Source organism: Arthrobacter sp. P1_C12_2, from assembly GCF_056406415.1.
The window spans coordinates 154188-177894 of the sequence record NZ_JBFUAF010000008.1 but is presented as its reverse complement, the minus strand read 5'-3'; the positions used below and the strand labels follow the sequence as shown (position 1 = coordinate 177894).

The 23707-nt window shown below is 64.9% G+C and carries 18 protein-coding genes and 1 tRNA gene; 3 read left to right on the top strand and 16 right to left on the bottom strand.

The features are described from left to right. Positions 1-24 precede the first annotated feature (24 nt). The 4 genes from rpsG to rpoB form a co-directional block, all read right to left on the bottom strand. The gene (gene rpsG, locus AC1DZQ_RS11100; protein WP_011692813.1) at positions 25-495 is read right to left on the bottom strand and encodes a 30S ribosomal protein S7; all 471 of its coding nucleotides are present in this window, start codon (positions 493-495) and stop codon (positions 25-27) included. A 1-nt stretch (position 496) separates the two neighbouring features. After that, complete coding sequence (gene rpsL, locus AC1DZQ_RS11095; RefSeq protein WP_018773658.1) at positions 497-871, bottom strand: 30S ribosomal protein S12; 375 nt, start codon at positions 869-871, stop codon at positions 497-499. A gap of 399 nt (positions 872-1270) precedes the next feature. After that, on the bottom strand, positions 1271-5170 hold the full coding sequence (locus tag AC1DZQ_RS11090; protein ID WP_476963584.1) for a DNA-directed RNA polymerase subunit beta': 3900 nt from the start codon (positions 5168-5170) through the stop codon (positions 1271-1273). Between the two features lie 116 nt (positions 5171-5286). Beyond that, positions 5287-8802, bottom strand: a complete 3516-nt coding sequence (gene rpoB / locus AC1DZQ_RS11085; RefSeq protein WP_476963583.1) for a DNA-directed RNA polymerase subunit beta — start codon at positions 8800-8802, stop codon at positions 5287-5289. A 464-nt stretch (positions 8803-9266) separates the two neighbouring features. Between rpoB and AC1DZQ_RS11080 the strand changes: the two genes are divergently transcribed. Together AC1DZQ_RS11080 and AC1DZQ_RS11075 are read left to right on the top strand one after the other, a co-directional pair. Continuing rightward, positions 9267-10466 (top strand): acetyl-CoA C-acetyltransferase, encoded by a 1200-nt coding sequence (locus AC1DZQ_RS11080; protein ID WP_476963582.1) that lies wholly within the window; start codon positions 9267-9269, stop codon positions 10464-10466. Between the two features lie 59 nt (positions 10467-10525). Then, a complete protein-coding gene (locus AC1DZQ_RS11075) occupies positions 10526-11014 on the top strand; it encodes an aminoacyl-tRNA deacylase (protein WP_476963581.1) in 489 nt (162 codons plus the stop codon). Between the two features lie 95 nt (positions 11015-11109). Here the strand turns inward: AC1DZQ_RS11075 and AC1DZQ_RS11070 are convergent, their stop codons facing one another. The 10 genes from AC1DZQ_RS11070 to AC1DZQ_RS11025 all read right to left on the bottom strand — a co-directional run bounded on the left by AC1DZQ_RS11070 (position 11110) and on the right by AC1DZQ_RS11025 (position 20008). Then, positions 11110-12948: a bifunctional metallophosphatase/5'-nucleotidase gene (locus AC1DZQ_RS11070; RefSeq protein WP_476963580.1), complete on the bottom strand. Its 1839-nt coding sequence runs from the start codon at positions 12946-12948 to the stop codon at positions 11110-11112. 232 nt (positions 12949-13180) lie between these two features. Then, complete coding sequence (gene rplL / locus AC1DZQ_RS11065; protein ID WP_028276543.1) at positions 13181-13552, bottom strand: 50S ribosomal protein L7/L12; 372 nt, start codon at positions 13550-13552, stop codon at positions 13181-13183. Between the two features lie 77 nt (positions 13553-13629). Then, on the bottom strand, positions 13630-14223 hold the full coding sequence (gene rplJ, locus AC1DZQ_RS11060) for a 50S ribosomal protein L10 (RefSeq protein ID WP_028276542.1): 594 nt from the start codon (positions 14221-14223) through the stop codon (positions 13630-13632). A gap of 335 nt (positions 14224-14558) precedes the next feature. Further along, positions 14559-15668: a GNAT family N-acetyltransferase gene (locus AC1DZQ_RS11055; RefSeq protein ID WP_476963579.1), complete on the bottom strand. Its 1110-nt coding sequence runs from the start codon at positions 15666-15668 to the stop codon at positions 14559-14561. A gap of 141 nt (positions 15669-15809) precedes the next feature. Next, a complete protein-coding gene (locus tag AC1DZQ_RS11050; RefSeq protein WP_476963578.1) occupies positions 15810-16949 on the bottom strand; it encodes a GNAT family N-acetyltransferase in 1140 nt (379 codons plus the stop codon). A 214-nt stretch (positions 16950-17163) separates the two neighbouring features. Further along, positions 17164-17871: a 50S ribosomal protein L1 gene (rplA, locus tag AC1DZQ_RS11045; RefSeq protein WP_018773648.1), complete on the bottom strand. Its 708-nt coding sequence runs from the start codon at positions 17869-17871 to the stop codon at positions 17164-17166. 186 nt (positions 17872-18057) lie between these two features. After that, on the bottom strand, positions 18058-18489 hold the full coding sequence (gene rplK / locus AC1DZQ_RS11040; protein ID WP_018773647.1) for a 50S ribosomal protein L11: 432 nt from the start codon (positions 18487-18489) through the stop codon (positions 18058-18060). A gap of 129 nt (positions 18490-18618) precedes the next feature. Then, complete coding sequence (nusG, locus tag AC1DZQ_RS11035) at positions 18619-19458, bottom strand: transcription termination/antitermination protein NusG (protein ID WP_476963577.1); 840 nt, start codon at positions 19456-19458, stop codon at positions 18619-18621. 113 nt (positions 19459-19571) lie between these two features. Continuing rightward, positions 19572-19856, bottom strand: coding sequence for a preprotein translocase subunit SecE (secE, locus tag AC1DZQ_RS11030; RefSeq protein WP_476963576.1), 285 nt, complete (start codon positions 19854-19856; stop codon positions 19572-19574). 79 nt (positions 19857-19935) lie between these two features. Beyond that, positions 19936-20008, bottom strand: a tRNA-Trp gene (locus tag AC1DZQ_RS11025). A 277-nt stretch (positions 20009-20285) separates the two neighbouring features. Between AC1DZQ_RS11025 and AC1DZQ_RS11020 the strand changes: the two genes are divergently transcribed. After that, positions 20286-21503, top strand: a complete 1218-nt coding sequence (locus tag AC1DZQ_RS11020; protein ID WP_476963575.1) for a pyridoxal phosphate-dependent aminotransferase — start codon at positions 20286-20288, stop codon at positions 21501-21503. Between the two features lie 82 nt (positions 21504-21585). Here the strand turns inward: AC1DZQ_RS11020 and AC1DZQ_RS11015 are convergent, their stop codons facing one another. Both AC1DZQ_RS11015 and AC1DZQ_RS11010 read right to left on the bottom strand, forming a co-directional pair. Then, entirely contained in the window at positions 21586-22218 is a 633-nt protein-coding gene (locus AC1DZQ_RS11015) for a LuxR C-terminal-related transcriptional regulator (RefSeq protein WP_476963591.1), read from the bottom strand. 80 nt (positions 22219-22298) lie between these two features. Next, positions 22299-23684 (bottom strand): ATP-binding protein, encoded by a 1386-nt coding sequence (locus AC1DZQ_RS11010; RefSeq protein ID WP_476963574.1) that lies wholly within the window; start codon positions 23682-23684, stop codon positions 22299-22301. Between the last annotated feature and the right edge of the window lie 23 nt (positions 23685-23707).

Genomic DNA, 23707 nt, shown 5'->3' with positions numbered 1-23707 from the left:
CGAGCCGGCGGCGTCCGGGAAGTATTACCAGCGGTAGTGTGCGAAGGCCTTGTTGGACTCGGCCATCTTGTGGGTGTCTTCGCGACGCTTCACAGCGGCACCGAGACCGTTCGAGGCATCCAGGATTTCGTTCTGGAGGCGCTCGGTCATGGTCTTTTCACGGCGGGCCTTGGAGTAGCCAACCAGCCAGCGGAGGGCGAGGGCCGTGGAACGGCCCGGCTTGACCTCAACGGGAACCTGGTAGGTGGCGCCACCAACACGGCGGGAGCGGACCTCAAGCGAAGGCTTGACGTTCTCCATGGCCTTCTTGAGGGCTGCAACGGGGTCGCCGCCGGACTTGGCGCGAGCACCCTCGAGTGCACCGTAAACGATGCGCTCTGCGGTGGATTTCTTGCCGTCAACCAGCACCTTGTTGATGAGCTGGGTGACCAGCGGGGAGCCGTAAACGGGATCTAGAACTAGCGGCCGCTTGGGGGCCGGACCCTTGCGAGGCATATTACTTCTTCTCCATCTTTGCGCCGTAGCGGCTGCGAGCCTGCTTACGGTTCTTGACACCCTGGGTATCGAGGGCGCCACGGACGATCTTGTAGCGGACACCCGGAAGGTCCTTCACGCGGCCGCCGCGGACGAGCACAATGGAGTGCTCCTGCAGGTTGTGGCCTACGCCGGGGATGTACGCGGTGACTTCAATGCCGCCGTTGAGGCGCACGCGAGCAACCTTACGCAGAGCCGAGTTCGGCTTCTTCGGGGTCGTCGTGTAGACGCGGGTGCAAACACCGCGGCGCATCGGGCTGCCGTTAAGCGCGGGAGCCTTGGTCTTTTTGACCTTAGGCGTGCGGCCCTTGCGGACCAGCTGGTTAATCGTAGGCACTCTCGTGTTCTCCGTTTTATCCGGAGCGGCCGTTGGCGGCCGCTCTCTTGTCGCTGCGCCTCGCCGCCCGAGCTTTGAAGTTCTCTCCAGAGCAGCTGAGGCGAAGCCTTAATAGTCGGACCGCACGCCGGGGTCCAAGGACTTTCGACCTGAATTGCCCCTAGGCATGCGAAAATGTGGCATACGTTGCACAAGAACCCTGCAAACCGGAAACGTCGTCCTGGTTGAACCTTTCAGCTGCAAGCTGTCTGACTCAAACCGGCGCACTCATCCACTGCCACAATAACAATTAGTCTCAAGTCTAACACGGACGGGTCCCAGCCCTTAATCGGCGGGGTTTAGCACGGGAAAGGCCCCGCCCCCACCGAGGTGGGAACGGGGCCTTTGAGTCACTCAGTGTCAGCGGAAGTCGCTGCCGAGATCGTAGTCATCCAGCGGGATGGCGTGGAACTCGGGAGCTCCGTCGCCGCCCAGCGTGTCGTAGGAGAAGTCACTGAATGCGCTGGGGCCGGTGAACAGGTTGGCCTTTGCTTCTTCAGTGGGTTCCACGGTGACCTCGGTGTAGCGCGGGAGACCCGTGCCGGCCGGGATGAGCTTACCGATGATGACGTTTTCCTTGAGGCCGAGCAGCGGATCGCTCTTGCCTTCCATGGCCGCCTGCGTCAGGACGCGGGTGGTTTCCTGGAAGGAAGCTGCGGACAGCCAGGACTCGGTCGCCAGGGACGCCTTGGTGATGCCCATGAGCTCGGGACGGCCGGATGCCGGCGTCTTGCCCTCGGACACAACGCGGCGGTTGGCCTCTTCGAAACGGCTGCGCTCGGCGAGCTCGCCGGGCAGCAGATCCGATTCGCCGGACTCGATGACCGTGACGCGGCGCAGCATCTGGCGAACGATAACCTCGACGTGCTTGTCGTGGATACCGATGCCCTGGCTGCGGTACACGCCCTGGACTTCGTCCACCAGGAACTTCTGCGCGGCACGGGGACCCATGATGCGCAGCACCTGCTTGGGATCGACCGGGCCGTTGATGAGCTTCTGGCCAACGCTGACGTGATCGCCGTCTTCGATGAGGAGACGTGAACGGCGCAGCACCGGGTAAGCGATCTCTTCAGATCCGTCATCCGGGGTGATGACCAGGCGCATCTGGCGCTCGGACTCTTCGATGGTGATGCGGCCGGCTGCTTCAGCAATCGGTGCGACACCCTTCGGAGTACGGGCTTCGAAGAGCTCCTGGATACGGGGCAGACCCTGGGTGATGTCGTCGCCGCCGCTGGCGGAAACAGCACCACCGGTGTGGAACGTACGCATGGTCAGCTGGGTGCCCGGCTCACCGATGGACTGTGCGGCAATGATGCCCACGGCCTCACCGATGTCGACGGTCTTGCCAGTGGCCAGCGAACGGCCGTAGCACAGGGCGCAGGTGCCGACGCTGGACTCACAGGTGAGCACGGAGCGGACCTTGACCTCAGTGATGCCGGCTGCGAACAGTTCGGCAATGACGACGTCGCCGCAGTCGGTGCCGGCAGCTGCCAGGACCTTGCCCTTGGAGTCGACGACGTCCACGGCCAGGGTGCGGGCGTAGGCGCTGTTCTCGACGTTCTCGTCCAGGACGAGGACGCCGTTGGCGTCGGCCACCGCGATCGCGGTCATCAGGCCGCGCTCGGTACCGCAGTCCTCTTCGCGGACAATGACGTCCTGCGAAACGTCCACCAGACGACGGGTCAGGTAACCCGAGTTGGCGGTACGCAGGGCGGTGTCAGCCAGACCCTTACGGGCACCGTGCGTGGCGATGAAGTATTCCAGCACCGACAGGCCCTCGCGGTAGGAGGACTTGATCGGACGCGGGATGATTTCACCCTTAGGGTTAGCCACCAGGCCACGGATACCCGCGATCTGACGGACCTGCATCCAGTTACCACGTGCACCGGAGGACACCATGCGGTTGATGGTGTTCATCGGCGACAGGCTGTCACGCATCGCCTGGGCGATCTCGTTCGTTGCCTTGTTCCAGATCTCGATCAGTTCCTGGCGACGCTCGTCGTCGTCGATCAGGCCCTTGTCGTACTGGCCCTGGATCTTGGCAGCCATGGTCTCGTAACCGGCGAGGATCCGCGGCTTGTCCGTGGGCACCTCGATGTCGGAGATGGCAACGGTGACACCGGACCGGGTGGCCCAGTAGAAACCGGCATCCTTCAGGTTGTCCAGCGTTGCCGCCGTGATCACCTTCGGGTAGCGCTCGGCGAGGTCGTTGACGATCCGGGACAGCTCGCCCTTGTCGGCAACATCCTCAACCCACGGGTAGTCCGCGGGCAGCGTCTGGTTGAAGATGACCTGGCCGAGGGAGGTCTCGACCAATGCCATCTGACCGGGCTCCCAGCCCTCCGGGGCTTCCCAGCCGGCGTACGGCACGAAGTCCTCGAGGCGGATCTTGACCTTGGAGTTCAAGTGCAGCTCGTGAAGGTCGTAGGCCATGATGGCTTCCGCGACCGAGGAGAAGATCCGGCCTTCGCCAGCTGAACCGACACGCTTGGTGGTCAGGTGGTAGAGACCGATGATCATATCCTGCGACGGCAGGGTCACCGGGCGGCCGTCAGACGGCTTCAGGATGTTGTTCGAGGACAGCATCAGGATGCGGGCCTCGGCCTGGGCTTCGGGGCTCAGCGGCAGGTGGACTGCCATCTGGTCGCCGTCGAAGTCGGCGTTGAAGGCGCCACAAACCAGCGGGTGCAGCTGGATTGCCTTGCCTTCAACGAGCTGCGGCTCGAACGCCTGGATGCCGAGACGGTGCAGGGTAGGTGCACGGTTCAGCAGCACGGGGTGCTCGGTGATGATCTCTTCGAGGACGTCCCAGACCTGCGGACGGTAACGCTCCACCATGCGCTTGGCCGACTTGATGTTCTGGGCGTGGTTGAGGTCAACCAGGCGCTTCATCACGAACGGCTTGAAGAGCTCCAGGGCCATCTGCTTGGGCAGACCACACTGGTGCAGCTTCAGCTGCGGGCCGACGACGATGACCGAACGGCCGGAGTAGTCGACGCGCTTGCCGAGGAGGTTCTGGCGGAACCGGCCCTGCTTGCCCTTGAGCATGTCGCTCAGGGACTTCAGCGGACGGTTGCCCGGTCCGGTGACCGGACGGCCGCGGCGGCCGTTGTCGAAGAGGCTGTCAACAGCTTCCTGAAGCATGCGCTTCTCGTTGTTGACGATGATCTCCGGAGCACCGAGATCAAGCAGGCGCTTGAGGCGGTTGTTGCGGTTGATCACGCGGCGGTAGAGGTCGTTGAGGTCGGAGGTCGCGAAGCGGCCACCGTCCAGCTGGACCATCGGGCGCAGTTCCGGCGGGATCACCGGGACGGCGTCCAGCACCATGCCGAGCGGGCTGTTGTTGGTCGTCAGGAACGCGTTAACCACCTTGAGCCGCTTCAGGGCGCGGGTCTTGCGCTGGCCCTTGCCGTTGGCGATGATGTCGCGCAGCATGTCCGACTCGGCCTGCATGTCGAAGTTCTCAAGACGCTTCTTGATGGCCTCGGCACCCATGGAGCCTTCGAAGTACATCCCGTAGCGGTCGCGCAGTTCGCGGTACAGGCCCTCGTCACCTTCGAGGTCAGCGACCTTGAGGTTCTTGAAGCGGTCCCAGACCTGCTCGAGGCGCTCGATTTCGGCGTCGGCGCGCTTGCGGACGTTCGCCATCTGGCGGTCAGCGGAGTCGCGGGCCTTCTTCTTGTCGGCAGCCTTCGCGCCTTCGCCTTCGAGACGGGCGAGCTCGTTCTCGAGGTCGCGGGCGATCGTGGCGATGTCGGAGTCGCGGTTGTCGATCAGCTGCTTCTTCTCGATGTCGTGCTCAACCTGGAGGTTGGGCAGTTCTTCGTGGCGGCTGTCGGCGTCGACGCTCGTGATCATGTAGGCGGCGAAGTAGATGACCTTTTCGAGGTCCTTCGGTGCCAGGTCAAGGAGGTAGCCCAGGCGGGAGGGAACACCCTTGAAGTACCAGATGTGCGTGACCGGGGCGGCCAGCTCGATGTGGCCCATGCGCTCACGGCGGACCTTGGCACGGGTGACCTCAACGCCACACCGCTCGCAGATGATGCCCTTGAAGCGCACGCGCTTGTACTTACCGCAGTAGCATTCCCAGTCGCGGGAAGGGCCGAAGATCTTCTCGCAGAAGAGGCCGTCCTTCTCGGGCTTGAGCGTGCGGTAGTTGATGGTTTCCGGCTTCTTAACCTCGCCGTACGACCAGCCACGGATGTCTTCCGCGGTGGCGAGGCCGATCTGCATGAGGCCGAAGGAGGATTCGCTGGACATATGGTCCCTGTTCTCTCTTGTTCTCTAAATTCTGAAGTCTTGGGTTACGGGAAGAGGGAGGAGCCGGAGAAAAGCAGATTGGGCCGGTGGGCCGTCTGCTTTCCTCCGGGCCCCTGCTAAACCTCTTCTACGGAACTGGGCTCTGCACGAGACAGATCGATGCCCAGTTCTTCCGCAGCCGTGAAGACTGCGTCATCAGAGTCACGCATTTCAATTGTGGTTCCGTCCGTGGAAAGCACTTCCACGTTCAGGCACAGCGACTGCATTTCCTTGATCAAGACCTTGAAGGACTCAGGAACGCCCGGCTCGGGGATGTTCTCGCCCTTGACGATGGCTTCGTAGACCTTCACACGACCGTGGATATCATCCGACTTGATCGTCAGCAGTTCCTGGAGCGTGTACGCGGCGCCGTAAGCTTCGAGCGCCCACACTTCCATTTCACCGAAGCGCTGGCCACCGAACTGTGCCTTACCACCCAGCGGCTGCTGCGTGATCATGGAGTACGGGCCGGTGGAACGGGCGTGGATCTTGTCGTCCACCAGGTGGTGGAGCTTCAGGATGTACATGTAGCCGACCGAGATCGGATCCGGGAACGGCTCACCGGAGCGGCCGTCGAACAGACGGGTCTTGCCGGAGGAGTTGATCAGGCGGTCGCCGTCGCGGGTGACGTTGGTGGAATCGAGCAGGCCCGTGATTTCCTCTTCACGCGCACCGTCGAAGACCGGCGTCGCCACAGTGGTCTGGCCACTCTCGCGCGGCAGGTTCGGCAGCTGCTTGACCCACTCGGGCTCGCCCTCGATCTTCCAGCCGGTCTTGGCAACCCAGCCGAGGTGCGTTTCCAGCACCTGGCCGACGTTCATACGGCCCGGAACACCCAGCGGGTTCAGGACGATATCAACGGGGGTACCGTCGGCAAGGAAGGGCATGTCCTCGATCGGGAGGATCTTGGAGATAACACCCTTGTTGCCGTGACGGCCGGCGAGCTTGTCGCCGTCGGTGATCTTGCGTTTGGCAGCGACGTACACGCGCACCAGCTGGTTGACGCCCGGGGGCAGCTCGTCGTCGTTGTCGCGGTCGAAGACGCGGACACCGATCACCGTGCCGGACTCGCCGTGCGGAACCTTCAGGGAGGTGTCGCGCACTTCGCGGGACTTTTCACCGAAGATGGCGCGCAGCAGGCGCTCTTCCGGGGTCAGCTCGGTCTCGCCCTTGGGGGTGACCTTACCGACCAGGATGTCGCCGGCTTCAACCTCGGCACCAATGTGGATGATGCCGCGCTCGTCCAGGCCTGCCAGGACTTCCTCAGACACGTTGGGGATGTCACGGGTGATTTCCTCGGCACCAAGCTTGGTGTCGCGGGCATCGATCTCGTGCTCCTCGATGTGGATGGAGGACAGGACGTCCTCGGCCACGATGCGCTGGGACAGGATGATGGCATCCTCGAAGTTGTGGCCTTCCCATGACATGAATGCCACGAGGAGGTTCTTACCGAGGGCGAGCTCGCCCTGGTCCGTTGCCGGGCCGTCAGCGATGATGCCGCCGACCTCCAGGCGCTGGCCTTCGTTCACCAGGACACGGTTGTTGTAGCAGTTGCCCTGGTTGGAACGCGCGAACTTGTTGATGCGGTAGTTGGTTTCCGTACCGTCGTCGTTGAGCATGATGACCAGCTCAGCGGAGACCTCGGTAACCACACCGGCCTTCTTGGCGATGGTGACGTCACCGGCGTCGACAGCAGCGGCGCGTTCCATGCCGGTACCGACGAACGGTGCCTCGGAACGGACCAGCGGCACGGCCTGGCGCTGCATGTTGGCACCCATGAGTGCACGGTTAGCATCGTCATGCTCGAGGAACGGGATCAGGGCGGTAGCCACGGACACCATCTGGCGCGGGGAAACGTCCATGAACTCGACGTCGGCGGCGGGAACCAGCACGGGCTCGCCTCCACCACCGCGGGCACGGACCAGGACGGTCTCTTCCGCGAACTTCTTGTTCGCGTCGAGCGGGGCGTTGGCCTGTGCGATCAGGACCTCGGCTTCGTCGTCGGCCGTGAGGTACTTGACCTCATCGGAGACGACACCCTCGGCGACAAGGCGGTACGGGGTTTCGATGAAACCGAACGGGTTGATGCGTCCGTAGGAAGCCAGCGAACCGATCAGACCAATGTTCGGGCCTTCAGGAGTTTCGATGGGGCACATACGTCCGTAGTGGGACGGGTGCACGTCACGAACTTCCATGCCGGCACGGTCACGGGACAGACCACCCGGACCAAGCGCGGACAGGCGGCGCTTGTGGGTCAGACCCGAGAGCGGGTTGTTCTGGTCCATGAACTGGGACAGCTGGGAAGTTCCGAAGAACTCCTTGATGGCTGCCACGACGGGACGGATGTTGATCAGGGTCTGCGGCGTGATGGCCTCGACGTCCTGGGTCGTCATGCGTTCGCGGACAACGCGCTCCATGCGGGACAGGCCGGTGCGGACCTGGTTCTCGATGAGCTCGCCGACGGCGCGGATGCGGCGGTTGCCGAAGTGGTCGATGTCATCGATCTCGACGCGCAGCTCTTGGTCCTGGCCGTCGCGCTTGCCCATGAGGGTCTTCTCGCCGGCGTGCAGGGCAACCAGGAACTTGATCATGGCCACGATGTCTTCAACGTGCAGGACCGAAGCTTCCTTGTCGCCAAGGGAGCGGTCGATGCCAAGCTTGCGGTTGATCTTGTAACGGCCGACCTTGGCCAGATCGTAGCGCTTGGAGTTGAAGTACAGGTTGTCCAGCAGGGACTGGGCAGCCTCAACCGTGGGCGGCTCGCCCGGTCGCAGCTTCCGGTAGATGTCCAGCAACGCGTCTTCGCGGGTCTCGGTGGCGTCCTTCTCCAGCGTGGCGCGCATGGAGTCGTACTGGCCGAATTCCTCGAGGATCTGGCCTTCGGTCCAGCCGAGGGCCTTCAGCAGCACGGTGACGGACTGCTTGCGCTTGCGGTCAAGACGGACGCCGACCTGGTCGCGCTTGTCGATTTCGAGTTCGAACCAGGCGCCGCGGGAGGGGATGATCTTCGCGGTGAAGATGTCCTTGTCGCTGGTCTTGTCGGCGGTGCGCTCAAAGTAGGCGCCCGGCGAGCGGACCAGCTGGGAGACGACGACACGCTCCGTGCCGTTGACGACGAAGGTGCCCTTCTCGGTCATCAGCGGGAAGTCACCCATGAACACGGTCTGCTGCTTGATTTCGCCCGTGTTGTTGTTCATGAACTCGGCCTTGACGTACAGCGGAGCCGAGTACGTTGCGTCCCGGTCCTTGCACTCAGCCATGGTGTATTTGGGGTCAGCGAACTCCGGCTCGGAGAAGCTCAGGGACATGGTGCCCTGGAAGTCTTCGATCGGGGAGATCTCTTCGAAGATGTCGGACAGACCCGAGGAGGTGGCGACGCTGAGGTCGCCTTCTTCGACGGCCTTCGCAACGCGCGCCTGCCAGCGTTCGTTTCCGACCAGCCAGTCAAAGCTGTCGGTTTGCAGGGCGAGCAGATTCGGAACATCAAGGGGTTCGTGAATCTTTGCGAATGAGAGCCGGCGGGTTGCACCGTCGGTGCTGTCGGCATTGATAGCGGTAGCGTTGTTTACATTAGAGGTGCTCGAGGCGACCAAGAGGGATCCTTCCACAGACCTTCAGGCGTTGTCAGATCTCCCCCGTTATGCACTCTGCAGAATGACTCCGCAGCGCTACCAGTCCGGTTCCGCTATATGACCCGGGACCCGCGCTGTCCAAGCTGGTGCACGTTGTAGACGGCACATTGATGGAACAGCTGTCAGGCTAAGCCCACCGCTATATGAAGGCTGAAGGTAAACAGGGAAGACGCAAATATCTACGATACGGCAAAGCAACCTACTTGTCTACCCCACTTCCGGCGGGATTGCAAGCACGAAGTTTTGGCGGAATTTTCCAGAAGTATTTCGCAGAGCCTTTGAAGAGTCTTCGCAGAGTCCCGCCGGGCGGCGCCCGTGGCGGCCGCAAAAGCGGCCGTACCTGCAGCTGAGACCCTGCCGAATGGATAGGTGACGGGGCTCACGATAACGTAGACATAGTCGAAAGTAGATCGGAAGAAAACACCATGAGCAATCCCGCAGATAACAACGATGTTGTCATACTGGCCGCCGCCCGCACCCCCCAGGGGCGCCTGAACGGGCAGCTGGCCAGCTTCACCGCCGTCGAGCTCGGCACCCACGCCATCCGGGCGGCCCTTGCCGCCAGCGGCGTCAGGGCCGACCAGGTGGACAGCGTGATCATCGGCCAGGTCCTGCAGGCCGGAGCGGGCCAGAACCCGGCGCGCCAGAGCGCCATCGGTGCCGGCATCGGCTGGAACGTGCCGACGGTGACCATCAACAAGGTCTGCCTCTCCGGCCTCACCGCAGTGATCGACGCCGCCCGGATGATCCGCAGCGGCGACGCCACCATAGTGGTTGCCGGCGGCCAGGAGTCCATGACCCGCGCACCGCACGTGCTGCCCGGTTCCCGGCAGGGCTGGGCGTACGGCACGGTCCAGGCCCTGGACGTGGCCGCGCACGACGGCCTGACCGATGCCTTCGACGGGCAGTCCATGGGACTGTCGACCGAGACCAAGAACCTGACCCTCGGCATCGACCGGGCCTCCCAGGACGAGGTGGCGGCCCAGTCGCACCAGCGTGCCGCCCGGGCCGCCAAGGACGGCGTCTTCGACGGCGAGATCGCCGCGATGAGCGTCAAGCAGCGCAAGGGCGATCCGATCGCCGTCACCTCCGACGAGGGCATCCGGCCGGACACGACGGTCGAATCGCTGGCCGGCCTGCGCGCGGCGTTCGTCACCGACGGAACCATCACCGCGGGCAACTCCTCTCCCCTGTCCGACGGCGCCGCCGCCCTGGTGCTCAGCAGCCGCAAGTTCGCCGAGGACAACGGCCTCGAGTACCTCGCGGTAGTCGGCAAGCCGGGCCAGGTCGCCGGGCCGGACAACTCGCTGCATTCCCAGCCGTCGAACGCCATCAAGAACGCCCTGGACAAGGCCGGCTGGTCCGCCGCGGACCTCGACTTCATCGAAATCAACGAGGCTTTCGGTTCCGTCGCGGTGCAGTCCCTGAAGGACCTCAACTATCCGCTGGAGCAGTGCAACATCCACGGTGGGGCCATCGCCCTGGGCCACCCGATCGGGGCCTCAGGGGCCAGGCTGGCCCTGCACGCGGCCCACGAGCTCAAGCGCCGGGGCACCGGCAAGGCGGCCGTGTCCCTGTGCGGCGGTGGCGGCCAGGGCGAGGCGCTGCTGCTGTACCGCGACTGAACCGGGTTACCCGGCGAACCGGGCACAGCCAGGAAGAGTCAGGGAAAGGTTTGATGGGAATGGCAGAGCAGGAAACCACCAGCGGTGGCCGCGAGCGGTTCCTGGCCGATGCCGCGGCGCGCGGGCTGGACGTCGAGATCGTGGAACGCCTGGCCGCCCGCAGCCTTGAGGAGGCGGCCGGAATCCTTGGGATCCGGCCCGCGGATATCGTGAAGTCGCTCGTGGTCAAGCACAAGGACGGCAGTTTCCTGTTCGCCCTGGTCCCCGGCGACCGGCAGATCTCCTGGCCCAAGCTGCGGGCGCTGCTGGGCGTCAACAAGCTCTCGCTGCCGGCGGCGGATACCGCCTTCGAGGCCACCGGGTACGAGCGCGGGACCATCACGCCGCTCGGCAGCATCCGCCCCTGGCCCGTCTACGCCGACCAGACCATCACGGGCCGGCGGATCTCCATGGGCGCCGGGGAACACGGCTACAGCGCGTTCGTGGACGCGGACGCCCTGACGGCGGCGCTGGGCGCCGTCGTCGCCGACATCACCGAACCAAACTAGCCCGCCCGGGTTAAAAACGACACGGGGTCACGTATCGCCCATTCCGACGCTCCGGATGGGCGATAAGTGACCCCGCGTTGGCTTAAGCGGGCGGGTCAGGCGGTGACCGTCAGTGGCGTCCCGTTGACGGTGAGCCGCCAGTTGGCCTGGCTGAACACGGCGACGTCCAGGGTGCCGCGGTCCACGACATAGTCGATGATGCGCTGCCGGATCTCCTGCTGGCTGTTCGAGAGCACCGGCGCACTCTTCACGGCCGGGAAGTTGCCGCCGCCGCTCTGCCGGTAGTTGTTGATGGCCAGGGCGAATTCCTGCTCGGGCTGCAGCGCCTGGCCGCCGTAGCTGAGGTTGGCGATCCGGTCCCCCGCCGGCCGGGCGAGGTCGATCTCGTAGTTCAGCGGCGCGTCGAGTCCGTAGACGACGTCGTAGTTGTAGTCGGGCGTGCCGTTCGGGGCCGTGGCCGTCACGGCGTTGGTGACGTCCTGGGCCCTGGCCGTGGTGGTGGCCACCGGCTTGAAGTACTGCGCGGACCACTCCAGGTAGGCCTTGACCTGCGCTCCGGTGACCTTGATGGCGAGCAGCGTGTTGTCGAAGATGTACAGCCCCGCGACATCGCGGATGGTCAGCGGTCCGGCCTTGACATCGACTGCACGGGAGAAGGCCGCCGCAATGGACAGGACGGGCAGCCCCGCCGCGGGGGTGTTGGCGAGCTCGGCCTTGATGGTGCTGGCCTGGACGTAGTTGATGGCGTCGATCGCGGCAGAGTCCTCCCAGCAGGCGGTGGCCGTGCTGAGCGGCGCCGTGGAGGTCCCGATGACCTCGTTGACGTAGCTCACCGTGGCTTCGTGCCCGGCCTCGACGGCCCGGACGACGGCGGGATCGGCGTCGACGGTCTTGGCGTCCAACAGGTGCGAATGCGCCGCAGTGACGGTCCACTGCCCCTTCTCCTTGGCGAGCTCGAGGTCCATGACGGAGACGCGCATGCCCCACTTGAGCGGCTCGGTCAGGAGCACCTGCTTGCCTGTGGCCTTGTTGGTGACGTAGCGCTCCGGGATCTCCAAGTGGGCGTGCCCGACCAGGATGGCGTCAATGCCGGGGACTTCCTCGGCCAGCTGGGTGGACGCGTTCTCGGGGAAGGGCAGGGCGTCGCCGTAAGAGGATCCGGGCGTCGCTCCCGAATGGCTCGTGACGATCACGACGTCGGCCCCGGCGGCCTTCACCTGCGGGATGAGAGTCCTGGCCTCTTCGACGATGCCGTTGAAATCGAGCTTGCCCTGGACATTGTCCCGGTCCCAGAGTGCGCAGCCCGGCGTCACAAAGCCGACCAGGCCGACTGTCAGCCAGCCGCTATCAGTCTTGATCCGCTTCAGGACGTAGGGGGTGAAGGCGCGCCCGCCCGATACGGCGTCGTGGACGTTGGCGCCCAGCAGCGGGAAGTCCAGTTGCCGCTCCCAGGTGCGCAGGAGGTCGATGCCGTAGTTGAACTCGTGGTTGCCCAGCCCCACGGCGTCGTAGCCGATCGCGTTCATGGCCAGCGCCATGGGGTGTTTCACGGTTGCCGAGATGGGGTTGATCTTGGCGAAGTAGTAGGCCAGGGGCGTGCCCTGGATGGTGTCCCCGGCGTCGATGGTCAGCGTGCTGGCAGCGCCGCGCTCGGCCCGCATGGCGCTGATCAGGGTCGCGGCCTGGGCGATCCCGATCTTGTTCCCGGCGGCATCGGCGTAGGGCACGTTCTTGAAATAGTCCCAGTTGAAGACGTTATTGTGCAGATCCGTGGTGCCGAGCACCGTCAGGGTGAACTGTTTTTTGCCGCTGGCCTGGTCGCCGCCGGCCTGTGCAGCCGGGGCTCCGGTCAGCGCGGCAGCGGCTGCTCCCCCGCCCACGAGGGCTGCCGCGAGCATGGCGCGGCGGGAGGGGAAAGTGTTTGGGTCCGTCATTGTGGTGAACTCCTGAACGTTGGGGGCCGGTGGGCACAAATCCAAAGTCTAGGGTCGCGCCATCAAGTGCGACAGGGGTATTAGAAAAACTTTGCCGAATCCTTGGGTACCGTTCACCGGCGGCCGCGGGAATTCGCTTTCCAAACCCGCAGAACGCAGGAAACCCCGCCCACCTGAGTGGACGGGGTTTCCTTCGAGCAGTGCGGATCGCGAGGGATCCGGACGGCGGGAGTTACTTGAGGGTAACGCGGGCGCCAGCTTCTTCGAGCTGAGCCTTTGCCTTCTCGGCAGCTTCCTTGGTGGCGCCTTCGAGAACAGCCTTGGGTGCGCTGTCAACCAGGTCCTTGGCTTCCTTGAGGCCCAGGGAGGTGATGGCGCGAACTTCCTTGATCACTGCGATCTTCTTGTCGCCAGCAGCTTCGAGGATGACGTCGAAGTCAGTCTTCTCTTCAGCTTCTTCTGCAGCAGCGGCGGGGCCGGCAACGGCAACAGCAGCAGCAGTAACTTCGAAGGTCTCTTCGAAGAGCTTGACGAACTCGGAGAGCTCGATGATGGTCAGTTCCTTGAAAGCTTCAATGAGCTCTTCGTTGGTGAGCTTCGCCATGGTGTGGCGTCCTTCCTATAGTGGTGCGCGGCGGGCCTGAGGCTCGCTGTCGCACCGGAGTCTTATGGAGAAGAGGACTAGTTCTCTTCGGGGGCTGCGGCTTCGGCCGGTGCTTCGGCCTCGGCTGCTGCATCTGCTGCGGGAGCTTCTTCAGCGGCGGGTGCTTCGGCTGCTGCCGGTGCACCGTTCTCTTCTTCAAGCTTGAGGCGCAGTGCGTCGATGATGCGTACAGCGGCGGCAGCAGGAGCCTTGAGGATGCCTGCAACCTTGGCGAGCTGCAGCTCACGGGACTCGAGTGCTGCCAGGGCAGCAACTTCGCTGGCGTTCAGTGCCTTGCCCTCGAAGTAACCGGTCTTGATGACCAGCTGCTTGTTGGCCTTGGCAAAATCCGTCAGGCTCTTGGCAGCGGCAACTGCGTCACCCTTGATGAACGCGATTGCAGTGGGGCCGGCGAGCTGACCGTCGAATGCTTCGACACCAGCTTCCTTGGCTGCAATAGCGGTCAGGGTGTTCTTGACGACCGAGAATTTGGTTTCCTGGCCGAGAGAGACACGCAGCTGCTTGAGCTGTGCAACGGTGAGCCCACGGTATTCGGTCAGGACAGCGGCGTTCGATTCCTTGAAATCGTTAGTGATCTCAGCTACTGCTGAAACCTTGCTAGGCGTTGCCATAACCCTCCTTCCGGGGATAGTGCCGGTGTGTCCGGGTCCCCGCTCAAAAGAGCTAAAACTAAAAAACGCCCCGCGCAGATGCACGGGGCTTGTCTCGACGCGGTCCATGACCGCGGAGCTTTGCTTCGTTCACCTGCGCCGGCCGCCCTATGTTCAGGGTCCTTCGTCCGGAAATCCACTGCGCTCTCCCGGCGCGACTGCAGAAGTGAGTCTTGCTTGGGAGAGTGGATTTCCAACAACCGACGGTCTTTGGTCCTCCAAGCTTACGGGACGCGGCGCGCGTGTTCCAAATCGGGCCCGGCGGACAGGGTCAAGCAGGACCTCAGCCCTGGACCTCAGCTGACAGCAGGGCCGAAGTTGGGGAGTTCTTTCTGCCAGAGACCCGTCACGCCCGCTGTCGTGAAGCCGAGCTGCAGGTTGACCTTCAGGAGGTAGCGGTTCTCGGGGGCGTTCCATGTGTACAGGACCCGGGCGTCCGGGAACTGTTCGCTGAGCCGTTCCATGTTGGCGACCTTGATCAGCAGACCGAGCTTGTTGCCGCGATGTCCCTGCAGCACCACGGTGTCGTCCTGGAAGACGACGTCCGGGCGCTGGGCCAGGACGCTGATGGTGGTCAGGCCCACGAGCGATCCGCTGGCGATGTGCTCGACGGCGGTGACCACCGTCCGGCGGCCCTGGGCAATGGTGACTTCCTCCGCTTCCCGGAGGATGCCGCCGTCGAACACCATCTCCTGGGCATCCGGGCCCGGCACTTCGTCCTCGCCTGCCTGGTTTTCCAGGGCGGCGACGGCCTCGAGCCACTGGTCAGGGCACCGGTCGGTCCAGTGGTGCAGGCGGTAGCGGCCGCCATTGGCTTCCTCGGCCTCGGCCTCAAGTTCGGCGACGAGTTTGGTGTCCAGCGGCAGCGCGCAGGAGCTGAACTGTTCGATGTGCTGCAGGGTGTAGCCGGTGTGGCGGGCGAATTCCACGTCGCGGCTTCCCAACGGGACAAACCCGACGCCGCTGCCGGGCACGAGCTGTTCGGTCTCCGGGTCCGTCAGGGTTGATCCCGGGTGGTTGGTGTCGATCAGGATCGTGTGGCGGCCCTCGTCCCGGGCGAAGTGTTCCGCGGCCTCGAGCAGCTGCCTCCCCACGCCCTGGCGCCGGAATTCCGGAAGGATGTCGAGCGTGAATTCGGCGAGGTCGAGGTTGTCGACGAGCGGCAGGGCGATGTCCGCCGTCCCGACAATGACGCCGTCGATCTTGGCCACGAGGATCACCTGGCGTTCGTAGGGGTCCGCCATCTCAAGAAGCTTTTCCTGCGGCGCGTAGGCAAGGTCGTCGGTGCCCCAGGTCTGCATCCGGACCCTGCGCCCTACTTCGATGGCGGCGAGGAAGTCGGCGGCATCGGGCGCGTCAAGGGAATCGGGGATCCACAGCTGCTCAATCCGTACATCGTTTGCCATAGAGGGCATCTTCCCAGCCGTTGTGCCACCCGCCATCGGTACGGCCCGGCTCAAACCGGGCTTTCAACCGCCAGCATATGCTGGTTTGGGCCGCTGTTCCATTGGTGACGCCGGGCAGTTTCCGCTCCATTCGGCGCCCGGTCAGTTCCGGATGTCAGTGCCGGTGGCTGCGCCCGCGGCGGCAGCGGTCCGCTGCCACTCGCCGTCGTAGCCCGCCGGATGGAAGCCCAGCGCAATGTTGATGCGGAGCATGTGATCGTTTTCGGCGGCGTTATAGGTCAGGACGCGCCGGACCGCAGGGTACGCCTCCCGCAGCAGGCGCAGGTTGAGGATCTTGACCAGCATGCCCAGCCGGTGGCCCCGGTGGCCGGCCGCGACCAGGGTGTCGTCCTGGCTGGCCAGCCAGGGCTTGTCAGCTGTTGTCTGCAGGACGGTATAGGCGGCCAGTTCACCGCTGACCCGGTGCCGTGCCGCCACCACGAGGGAGGACTGGCCGGCCCGCCGCCAGGTGTCCTCGACGTGGCGGACCCGGGCCACGTCCCAGGTTTCCGGCTCGTAGCTCAGCGCTCCGGAGGGGGCGTCGGTGCTCATGCGCGACATCAGCACCGCGAGCTGGGCGGCATGTTCCTCCGGGCAGGAATCGGTCCAGTGCAGCAGTTCATAGTCCCCCGCGCTGGCCAGGGCGTCACGCTCAAGGGCATCGAGGTCCGCAGCGGGCGGGAGATCGAGCGAGCTGAACCGTTCGACCTGCTCCAGGCGGTAGCCTGCCCGTCCGGCGAAACGGACACCGCGCGCGCCTGCTGGCAGCACGCCGGTCCCCGTGGCGGGCTTGATGAGGTTGGGGCCATCGACGTCGAAATCGGCAGGGTGCTCCGTGAAGGTCTGCAGGATTGTCCGTCCGTCAGCGGCGGCCAGCGCCTCGGCGTGCTCCAGAAGTGCCCTGCCAATCCCCCGCCCGGCGAAGGAATCCAAGACACTCACGTGCAGCAGCGCACTGCTGAGATTCTCCTGCAATTCGCAGCGGACCCAGGAGTTGGCCACCATCCGCCCGTCAACACGGACAAAGAAGAGCCGGATCCGGGTGTAGGCGGTGTCCTGCCAGTACTGAAGCCGGGCCGCGGCGGACGATGCCCGGTCCAGGTTTCCCCAGGTCTGCACAATGAGCTCATCGCAGAGTTCCATGAACTCGAGGAACTCCGCCGCATCAGGGTCACCGGGGTCAGCGGCATCGAGGCTGGCGGGCAGGGAGAGTTGCTCGATGAGGTACGACGGCGTAGTCACCGGGACAGCTTAACCGGCAGGCCCGGCGGCTCCAAGGGTTCGGGCTCCACGGGTTCCGGACGCCAGGGGTTCCGGACACCAGGGGTTCCCGACGCCAGAGGATCCCGGCGCACGGACGACGAAAGGCCGCCCCGCGGTTGCGGGACGGCCTTTCGCTGGAACTGGTGACGCGCGTGTTGCTGGCGGCTCCGAGGATCCAAGGATCCGGTGAGGACTAGACCTCGGTCAGGACCTTGGTGACGTTGGGGTCAACCGAGATGCCCGGGCCGAACGTGGTGGCGACGGTGGCCTTCTGGATGTAGCGGCCCTTGGAAGCGGACGGCTTGAGGCGAAGAACCTCTTCCAGTGCGGCTGCGTAGTTCTCGGCCAGCTTGATGGCGTCGAACGAAACCTTGCCGATGATGAAGTGCAGGTTCGAGTGCTTGTCGACACGGAAGTCGATCTTGCCGCCCTTGATGTCGTTGACGGCCTTGGCGACGTCAGCGGTCACGGTGCCGGTCTTCGGGTTCGGCATCAGGTTACGCGGACCCAGGACCTTGCCGAGGCGGCCAACCTTGCCCATGAGGTCAGGGGTGGCGACGGCGGCGTCGAAGTCGGTCCAGCCGCCGGCGATCTTTTCGATCAGGTCATCGGAACCAACGAAGTCGGCGCCGGCTGCGATTGCAGCCTCGGCCTTGTCGCCCGTTGCGAAGACGAGGACGCGGGCGACCTTACCGGTGCCGTGCGGCAGGTTGACGGTGCCGCGGACCATCTGGTCGGCCTTACGCGGGTCAACGCCCAGGCGGAAAGCGACCTCAACGGTGGCGTCGAACTTGGACGGGTTGGTGTCCTTGGCGAGCGTCACTGCCTCGAACGGCGCGTAGAACTTCTCCGCGTCGATCTTGGCGGCGGCTGCCTCATATGCTTTGCTGCGCTTTGCCATGCTGCTTATTTCTCCTTGTGCAGTTGTGGTCTGCGGACCGCGCTGGGCCCTGCCACAGGCGGCATTCCGGCTGGTTTATCAGTTCCGGAATTCCGCTCTTCATTGTTTAGGTGGTGCCGGCTGGCCGGCGGTGCTGACCGGCGTCGTGATCGGTTGCCCGAAACCCGGCGCTTCAGCGGTGGGGAATTAACCCTCGACGGTGATACCCATGGAGCGGGCGGTGCCGGCGATGATCTTCGCTGCGCCTTCGAGGCTGGTGGCGTTGAGATCTTCCATCTTGGTGGTGGCGATCTCGTTGACCTGGGCCTGGGTCAGCTTGGCAACCTTGACGGTGTGCGGGGTAGCCGAACCCTTGGCGACGCCTGCAGCCTTCTTGATGAGCTCTGCAGCCGGCGGGGTCTTGGTGATGAACGTGAAGGAACGGTCTTCGTAGACCGTGATCTCCACGGGGATAACGTTGCCGCGCTGGGCTTCCGTCGCAGCGTTGTACGCCTTGCAGAATTCCATGATGTTGACACCGTGCTGGCCGAGCGCAGGACCGATCGGCGGGGCCGGGTTAGCGGCACCTGCCTGGATCTGCAGCTTGATGAGGCCGGTGACCTTCTTCTTGGGAGCCAATGTAGGTCCTTCTCTCAAATACGTCCTGGGGCACAGGAGCGTGCCTCAGGTTGGTGGCCGCCATGGCAAGGCGGCCGGCCGCTCCGTGGCTGCTAAGCGGGCAGCCCGGGGCGAATTCTTGGGGTACAGCTAGATCTTGCTGACCTGGTTGAACGCCAGGGTGACCGGAGTCTCGCGTTCGAAGATGGACACCAGCACCACGAGAGTCTGGGAATCGATCTTGATCTCGGAGATCGTGGCGGGGAGGGTCTCGAACGGGCCCTCCTTGACGATGACCGACTCGCCAACCTCGAAGTCGACGTCGACCTGGGCGGCGGCGTGCTTGACCGGCTTGCCCTTCTCGGCCTGCTCTTCTTCGAAGACCGGCGCGAGCATGGAGAAGACCTCATCGAGGCGCAGCGGGACCGGGTTGTGGGCATTGCCCACGAAGCCGGTGACACCGGGGGTGTGGCGGACGGCGCCCCAGGAAGCGTCCGTCAGGTCCATGCGGACCAGGACGTAGCCGGGGATGCGGACGCGGTTGATGACCTTGCGCTGAGCGTTCTTGATCTCAACGACTTCCTCCATAGGGACCTGGATTTCGAAGATGTAATCTTCCATGTCCAGGGTCTGGATGCGGGTCTCAAGGTTGGCCTTGACGCGGTTCTCGTAGCCTGCGTAGGAGTGGATGACGTACCAGTCACCCTCCTGGCGGCGCAGCTTGGCCTTGAACTCATCGGCGGGGTCGACGTCGGCCTTGGCGGCCGCCGCTGCCAGCACGTCGGCGTCGTCAGCGTCTTCGGCGTCAGCGTCGCCTGCTTCTGCAGCTTCGGCGTCTTCTGCCGCTTCTTCTTCCGTGGCTACGGCCTCGTCAGTGACGTCGGATTCGGGCGCAGCAGACACAGCCTCGGACTCTTCCGCGGCTTCCACCGCGGCGTCCTGGCTCTTATCCAGCTCAGTCTCAGTTACCTCGAGCTCCTGCTCAGACACTTGGTCTCCTGCTTCCTCATTGCCTAACATGCCTATTTAAATGACTCAATTCCGCACACCCCGCGGAATCTCCGGTTTCCCGGGGCATCCACGCAGTCTGCGGACCGGTCGCCTTAGCTGTCCGTGGGGCTGCTGCCGCCGAAGACCCAGCTGACCGCGGTCCCAAAGGCCAGGTCCAGCAAGGTGACGATCACCATCATGATGGTCACGAACACCAGTACCACGAGTGTGTAGTTGATCAGTTCTTTGCGGGTCGGTGCGACGACCTTCTTCAGCTCGCCAATGACCTGGCGGATGAAGATCGCGATACGAGCGAAGAAGCCGGGCTTGACGGCATTCTTGGCGGGGCGGCCTTTGGAGCTGCTGGCAGCTGTTTCGGTCACCTGGTCCTCACTCATCCTCGCAATGATCGGATACCCGGCTCTGAACTGAACCATGGTTGCTGCGCTGGTTCCGGATGTCCCGGAACAGCATGCGCAGGGCAGACAGGACTCGAACCTGCAACCTGCGGTTTTGGAGACCGCTGCGCTACCAATTGCGCCACTACCCTTCGGGGAGAAAAATCGCTCCGGCCGACGCGTCCCACAGGCTTCCCTGAGGCGCAGGCCATCATCGTGTTTTCAACACCGGAGAACCAGTCTACGCAACAACTGCGCCTACGTCGAACCGGCCCTCTTCCGGACCCCTGCGTGCCTGCGAAAACCAACTGACAGCCGCCAGTCACATTCGGGTTCAGGCACCCCGGGGGATCCGCTGAACAGCATAGAGTAGATTTCGTCGAATCCCATATCCAGCCTTCCAGCTGCAAGCGAAGAACGGACCCGCCCATGTCTGCTGCCCGCATTTCCCAGCGCATTTCCGCCATAGCCGAATCCGCCACTCTGGCCGTCGATGCCAAGGCGAAGGCGCTGAAGGCAGCCGGCCGTCCGGTCATTGGCTTCGGTGCCGGGGAACCCGATTTCCCGACCCCCGGCTACATTGTGCAGGCCGCCATCGAGGCCGCCAGCCAGCCGAAGTACCACCGCTACTCCCCCGCGGCCGGGCTTCCCGAGCTGAAGCAGGCCATCGCGGACAAGACCTTCCGGGATTCCGGCTACAAGGCCGAGGCATCCCAGGTGCTGGTGACAAACGGCGGCAAACAGGCCGTCTACAACACCTTCGCCACCCTCCTGGATCCGGGCGACGAGGTCATTGTGCCCACCCCGTTTTGGACCACGTACCCCGAGGCCATCCGGCTGGGCGGCGGCGTGCCGGTGGAGGTCTTCGCGGGCCCGGAGCAGGGCTACCTGGTCACCGTGGACCAGCTGGAAGCGGCCCTCACCGAGCGCACCAAGATCCTGCTGTTCGTCTCCCCCTCCAACCCCACCGGTGCCGTGTACTCGCCCGAGCAGGTCAGGGAGATCGGCCAGTGGGCCGCGTCCAAGGGCCTGTGGGTTGTCACCGACGAGATCTACGAGCACCTGACCTACGACGGCGTGCCGTTCACTTCGATCGCCACCGCAGTTCCCGAGCTCGCCGACAAGGTGGTCATCCTCAACGGCGTCGCCAAGACCTATGCCATGACCGGCTGGCGCGTGGGCTGGATGATCGGGCCTGCGGACGTCATCAAGGCCGCCACCAACCTGCAGTCCCACGCGACGTCGAACGTCTCCAACATCCCCCAGGTCGCCGCCCTCGCCGCCGTGTCCGGGCCGCTGACCGCCGTCGACGAGATGAAGGTGGCATTTGACCGCCGCCGCAAGGCGATCGTGGCGGGCCTGAACGCGATTGAGGGCGTTGACTGCCCGACGCCGAAGGGCGCGTTCTACGTGTACGCGGACGTCCGCGCGCTGCTGGGCAAGGAGTTCCCGTCGGCGAACGGTCCCGTGCGTCCGGCCACCTCTGCCGAACTCGCGGCGTTGATCCTGGACGAGGTCGAAGTGGCTGTGGTTCCCGGCGAGGCCTTTGGCCCGTCCGGCTACCTGCGCTTGTCCTATGCGCTGGGCGACGACGACCTCGCCACGGGCGTCGCCCGCCTGCAGGACTTCCTCGGCAAGGCCAAGTAACCCGTCACAAACCCCGATGCGCTATCACATATGGGCCTTATTGCCGCGGCAAAAGGACCCTAAGTGATAGCGCATCCTTGGGTTAAAGGAGGCGGCGCTCCGCGGCCCAGCGGGTCAGCTCGTGGCGGCTGGAGAGCTGGAGCTTGCGCAGCACAGCCGAGACGTGGGTTTCAACTGTCTTGATCGAGATGAACAGTTCCTTGGCCACCTCCTTGTAGCTGTAGCCGCGGGCGATAAGGCGCATCACTTCGAGCTCCCGTGCCGAGAGCTTGTCCAGCTCGTCGTCGGCGATGTCCGCGGGGGCGGTGCCGAACGCATCCAGGACGAATCCCGCCAAGCGGGGCGAGAAGACGGCGTCGCCGCCGGCCACGCGGCGGACGGCGCCGCTGATCTCGGCGCCGGAAATTGTCTTGGTGACATAGCCACGTGCGCCCGCCCTGATCACGGACACCACGTCTTCGGCCGCGTCCGAGACGCTCAGCGCCAGGAACCGTGTGGTGGCCAGCAGCGGCGCCGAGCCGGCCAGGACCTCGCGTCCGCCGCCACCCCGGCCACCGGGAAGGTGGACGTCCAGCAGCACCACGTCAGGGCGCTGGACCGCGATGACCGCGATTGCCTCCTCCACGGTTCCGGCCTCCCCCGCGACGACGATGTCCGGGTCCAGATCCGCCTTCAACCCGGAGCGGAAGATGGCGTGGTCGTCCACGATCACCACCCGAACCGGTGCGGGGCTCCCCGGTGCGGGGCTCCCCGGTGTAGGGCTTCCTGATGCTGGGTTTTCTGATGCTGGGCTGGTCACGGCCTGGCCTCTCCGTTGGCGTTGTTGGCGGCAGCCGCCGCAGTTCCGGCAGATGGTGCGACGGTGACGGGCAGCCGGAGCCGCACTTCGGTGCCGTCCGGGCTGCTGATGATGGCGGCGGTGCCGCCGTGGCGGTTCATCCGGCCGATGATCGATTCGCGGACGCCGAGCCGGTCGAGCGGAACGGAATCCGGGTCGAACCCCGGGCCCCGGTCCTTGACGAAAACTTCTGCGGCGGCGTCGGTGACTTCCAGGTACACGGACACGGCGCCGCCGCCGTGCCGGGCGGCGTTCAGCATCGCCTCGCGGGATGCCTGGACGAGGGCCTCATGGCGTGGGGTCATAAGGCAGTCCCCGACGCTGACCACCTCGACCGCGTGCCCGAGGGCGTCCTCGACCTCCGCGGCCGCTTCATTGATGCCTTCGGACAGGTGGCCGGATTCCTTGTCGGCATCCCGGTACAGCCAGCCCCGCAGTTCGCGCTCCTGGGCGCGGGCCAGCCTGATGACGTCGTGCTCGTTCCCGGCACGGCGCTGGATCAGGGCGAGGGTCTGCAGCACCGAGTCATGGAGGTGGGCGGCGATCTCAGCACGCTCGGTGGCGCGCACCCGCCCGGCGCGCTCGGTTTCCAGATCGCGCCAGAACTTCAGCCCCCATGGCAGCAGCACCAGGGCCACGCCGCCCAGCACGGCCACGGAGGCCAGGAGGGCCAGCCAGGTCTGTTCCCAGGACCCTGAGCCGGACACCATGACCAGGACGCCGGCCACGACGAGGGCGAGCCCGGCCGCGAGGCGCGCCCAGCCGCCGGCCTGGTCCGCCTTGGTCTTGTCCACGAGCCCCGCCCGGCGGGTCTCGTCCAGTTGCATCCAGGCGATCGCGGCTCCGCCCAGGATGGCCGCGACCGGGATCAGGGTGCCCAGCGGCACGTCGACTCCCAGGAGCCGGGCGATCAGAATCCCGGCGGCCAGAAGGAGGCCTGCACCCAGCAGAATCTCCTTGCCGAAGGGCATGCCCGATACCTTGGACCGCCAGGACCCCGGCGGCGTCATTCCTGGCGTGCCGCGGGTTCCGGAGGCTCCTGTCGTGCCGGGGGCGTCGGGCATGGTGGGGACTGCGGGGACGTCCGGGGAGCTGACTGCCGGAGCGATGGGCGACGCCGGGCGGCGGGCGTTGCGCCGGGCGCTTTCATCCGCCGTGGGGACCATGATCCAGAGCCAGGCGTAGAAGGCCACCCCGGCCCCGCCCGCGAGCGCAGCGACCACCATGCCGATCCTGACCATGCGCACCGGCCAGCCCAGGTGGTTGGCGAGGCCTGCGCACACGCCGGCAATCACGCGATCGCTGCTGCGGACCAGCGGCGGGCGGGCGGGCGCGGTTGTCATGCATCAATCCAAGCACGGATCGG

What these genes read in the sequence shown, in the direction of transcription:
- AC1DZQ_RS11020 (WP_476963575.1), top strand. Translation starts at nt 20,286, where the DNA reads ATGTCTGCTGCCCGCATTTCCCAGCGCATTTCCGCCATAGCCGAATCC.
- AC1DZQ_RS11080 (WP_476963582.1), top strand. Translation starts at nt 9,267, where the DNA reads ATGAGCAATCCCGCAGATAACAACGATGTTGTCATACTGGCCGCCGCC.
- secE (WP_476963576.1), bottom strand. Translation starts at nt 19,856, where the DNA reads ATGAGTGAGGACCAGGTGACCGAAACAGCTGCCAGCAGCTCCAAAGGC.
- rpsG (WP_011692813.1), bottom strand. Translation starts at nt 495, where the DNA reads ATGCCTCGCAAGGGTCCGGCCCCCAAGCGGCCGCTAGTTCTAGATCCC.
- AC1DZQ_RS11090 (WP_476963584.1), bottom strand. Translation starts at nt 5,170, where the DNA reads ATGTCCAGCGAATCCTCCTTCGGCCTCATGCAGATCGGCCTCGCCACC.
- AC1DZQ_RS11055 (WP_476963579.1), bottom strand. Translation starts at nt 15,668, where the DNA reads ATGGCAAACGATGTACGGATTGAGCAGCTGTGGATCCCCGATTCCCTT.
- AC1DZQ_RS11075 (WP_476963581.1), top strand. Translation starts at nt 10,526, where the DNA reads ATGGCAGAGCAGGAAACCACCAGCGGTGGCCGCGAGCGGTTCCTGGCC.
- AC1DZQ_RS11070 (WP_476963580.1), bottom strand. Translation starts at nt 12,948, where the DNA reads ATGACGGACCCAAACACTTTCCCCTCCCGCCGCGCCATGCTCGCGGCA.
- rplA (WP_018773648.1), bottom strand. Translation starts at nt 17,871, where the DNA reads ATGGCAAAGCGCAGCAAAGCATATGAGGCAGCCGCCGCCAAGATCGAC.
- rplL (WP_028276543.1), bottom strand. Translation starts at nt 13,552, where the DNA reads ATGGCGAAGCTCACCAACGAAGAGCTCATTGAAGCTTTCAAGGAACTG.
- AC1DZQ_RS11010 (WP_476963574.1), bottom strand. Translation starts at nt 23,684, where the DNA reads ATGACAACCGCGCCCGCCCGCCCGCCGCTGGTCCGCAGCAGCGATCGC.
- rplJ (WP_028276542.1), bottom strand. Translation starts at nt 14,223, where the DNA reads ATGGCAACGCCTAGCAAGGTTTCAGCAGTAGCTGAGATCACTAACGAT.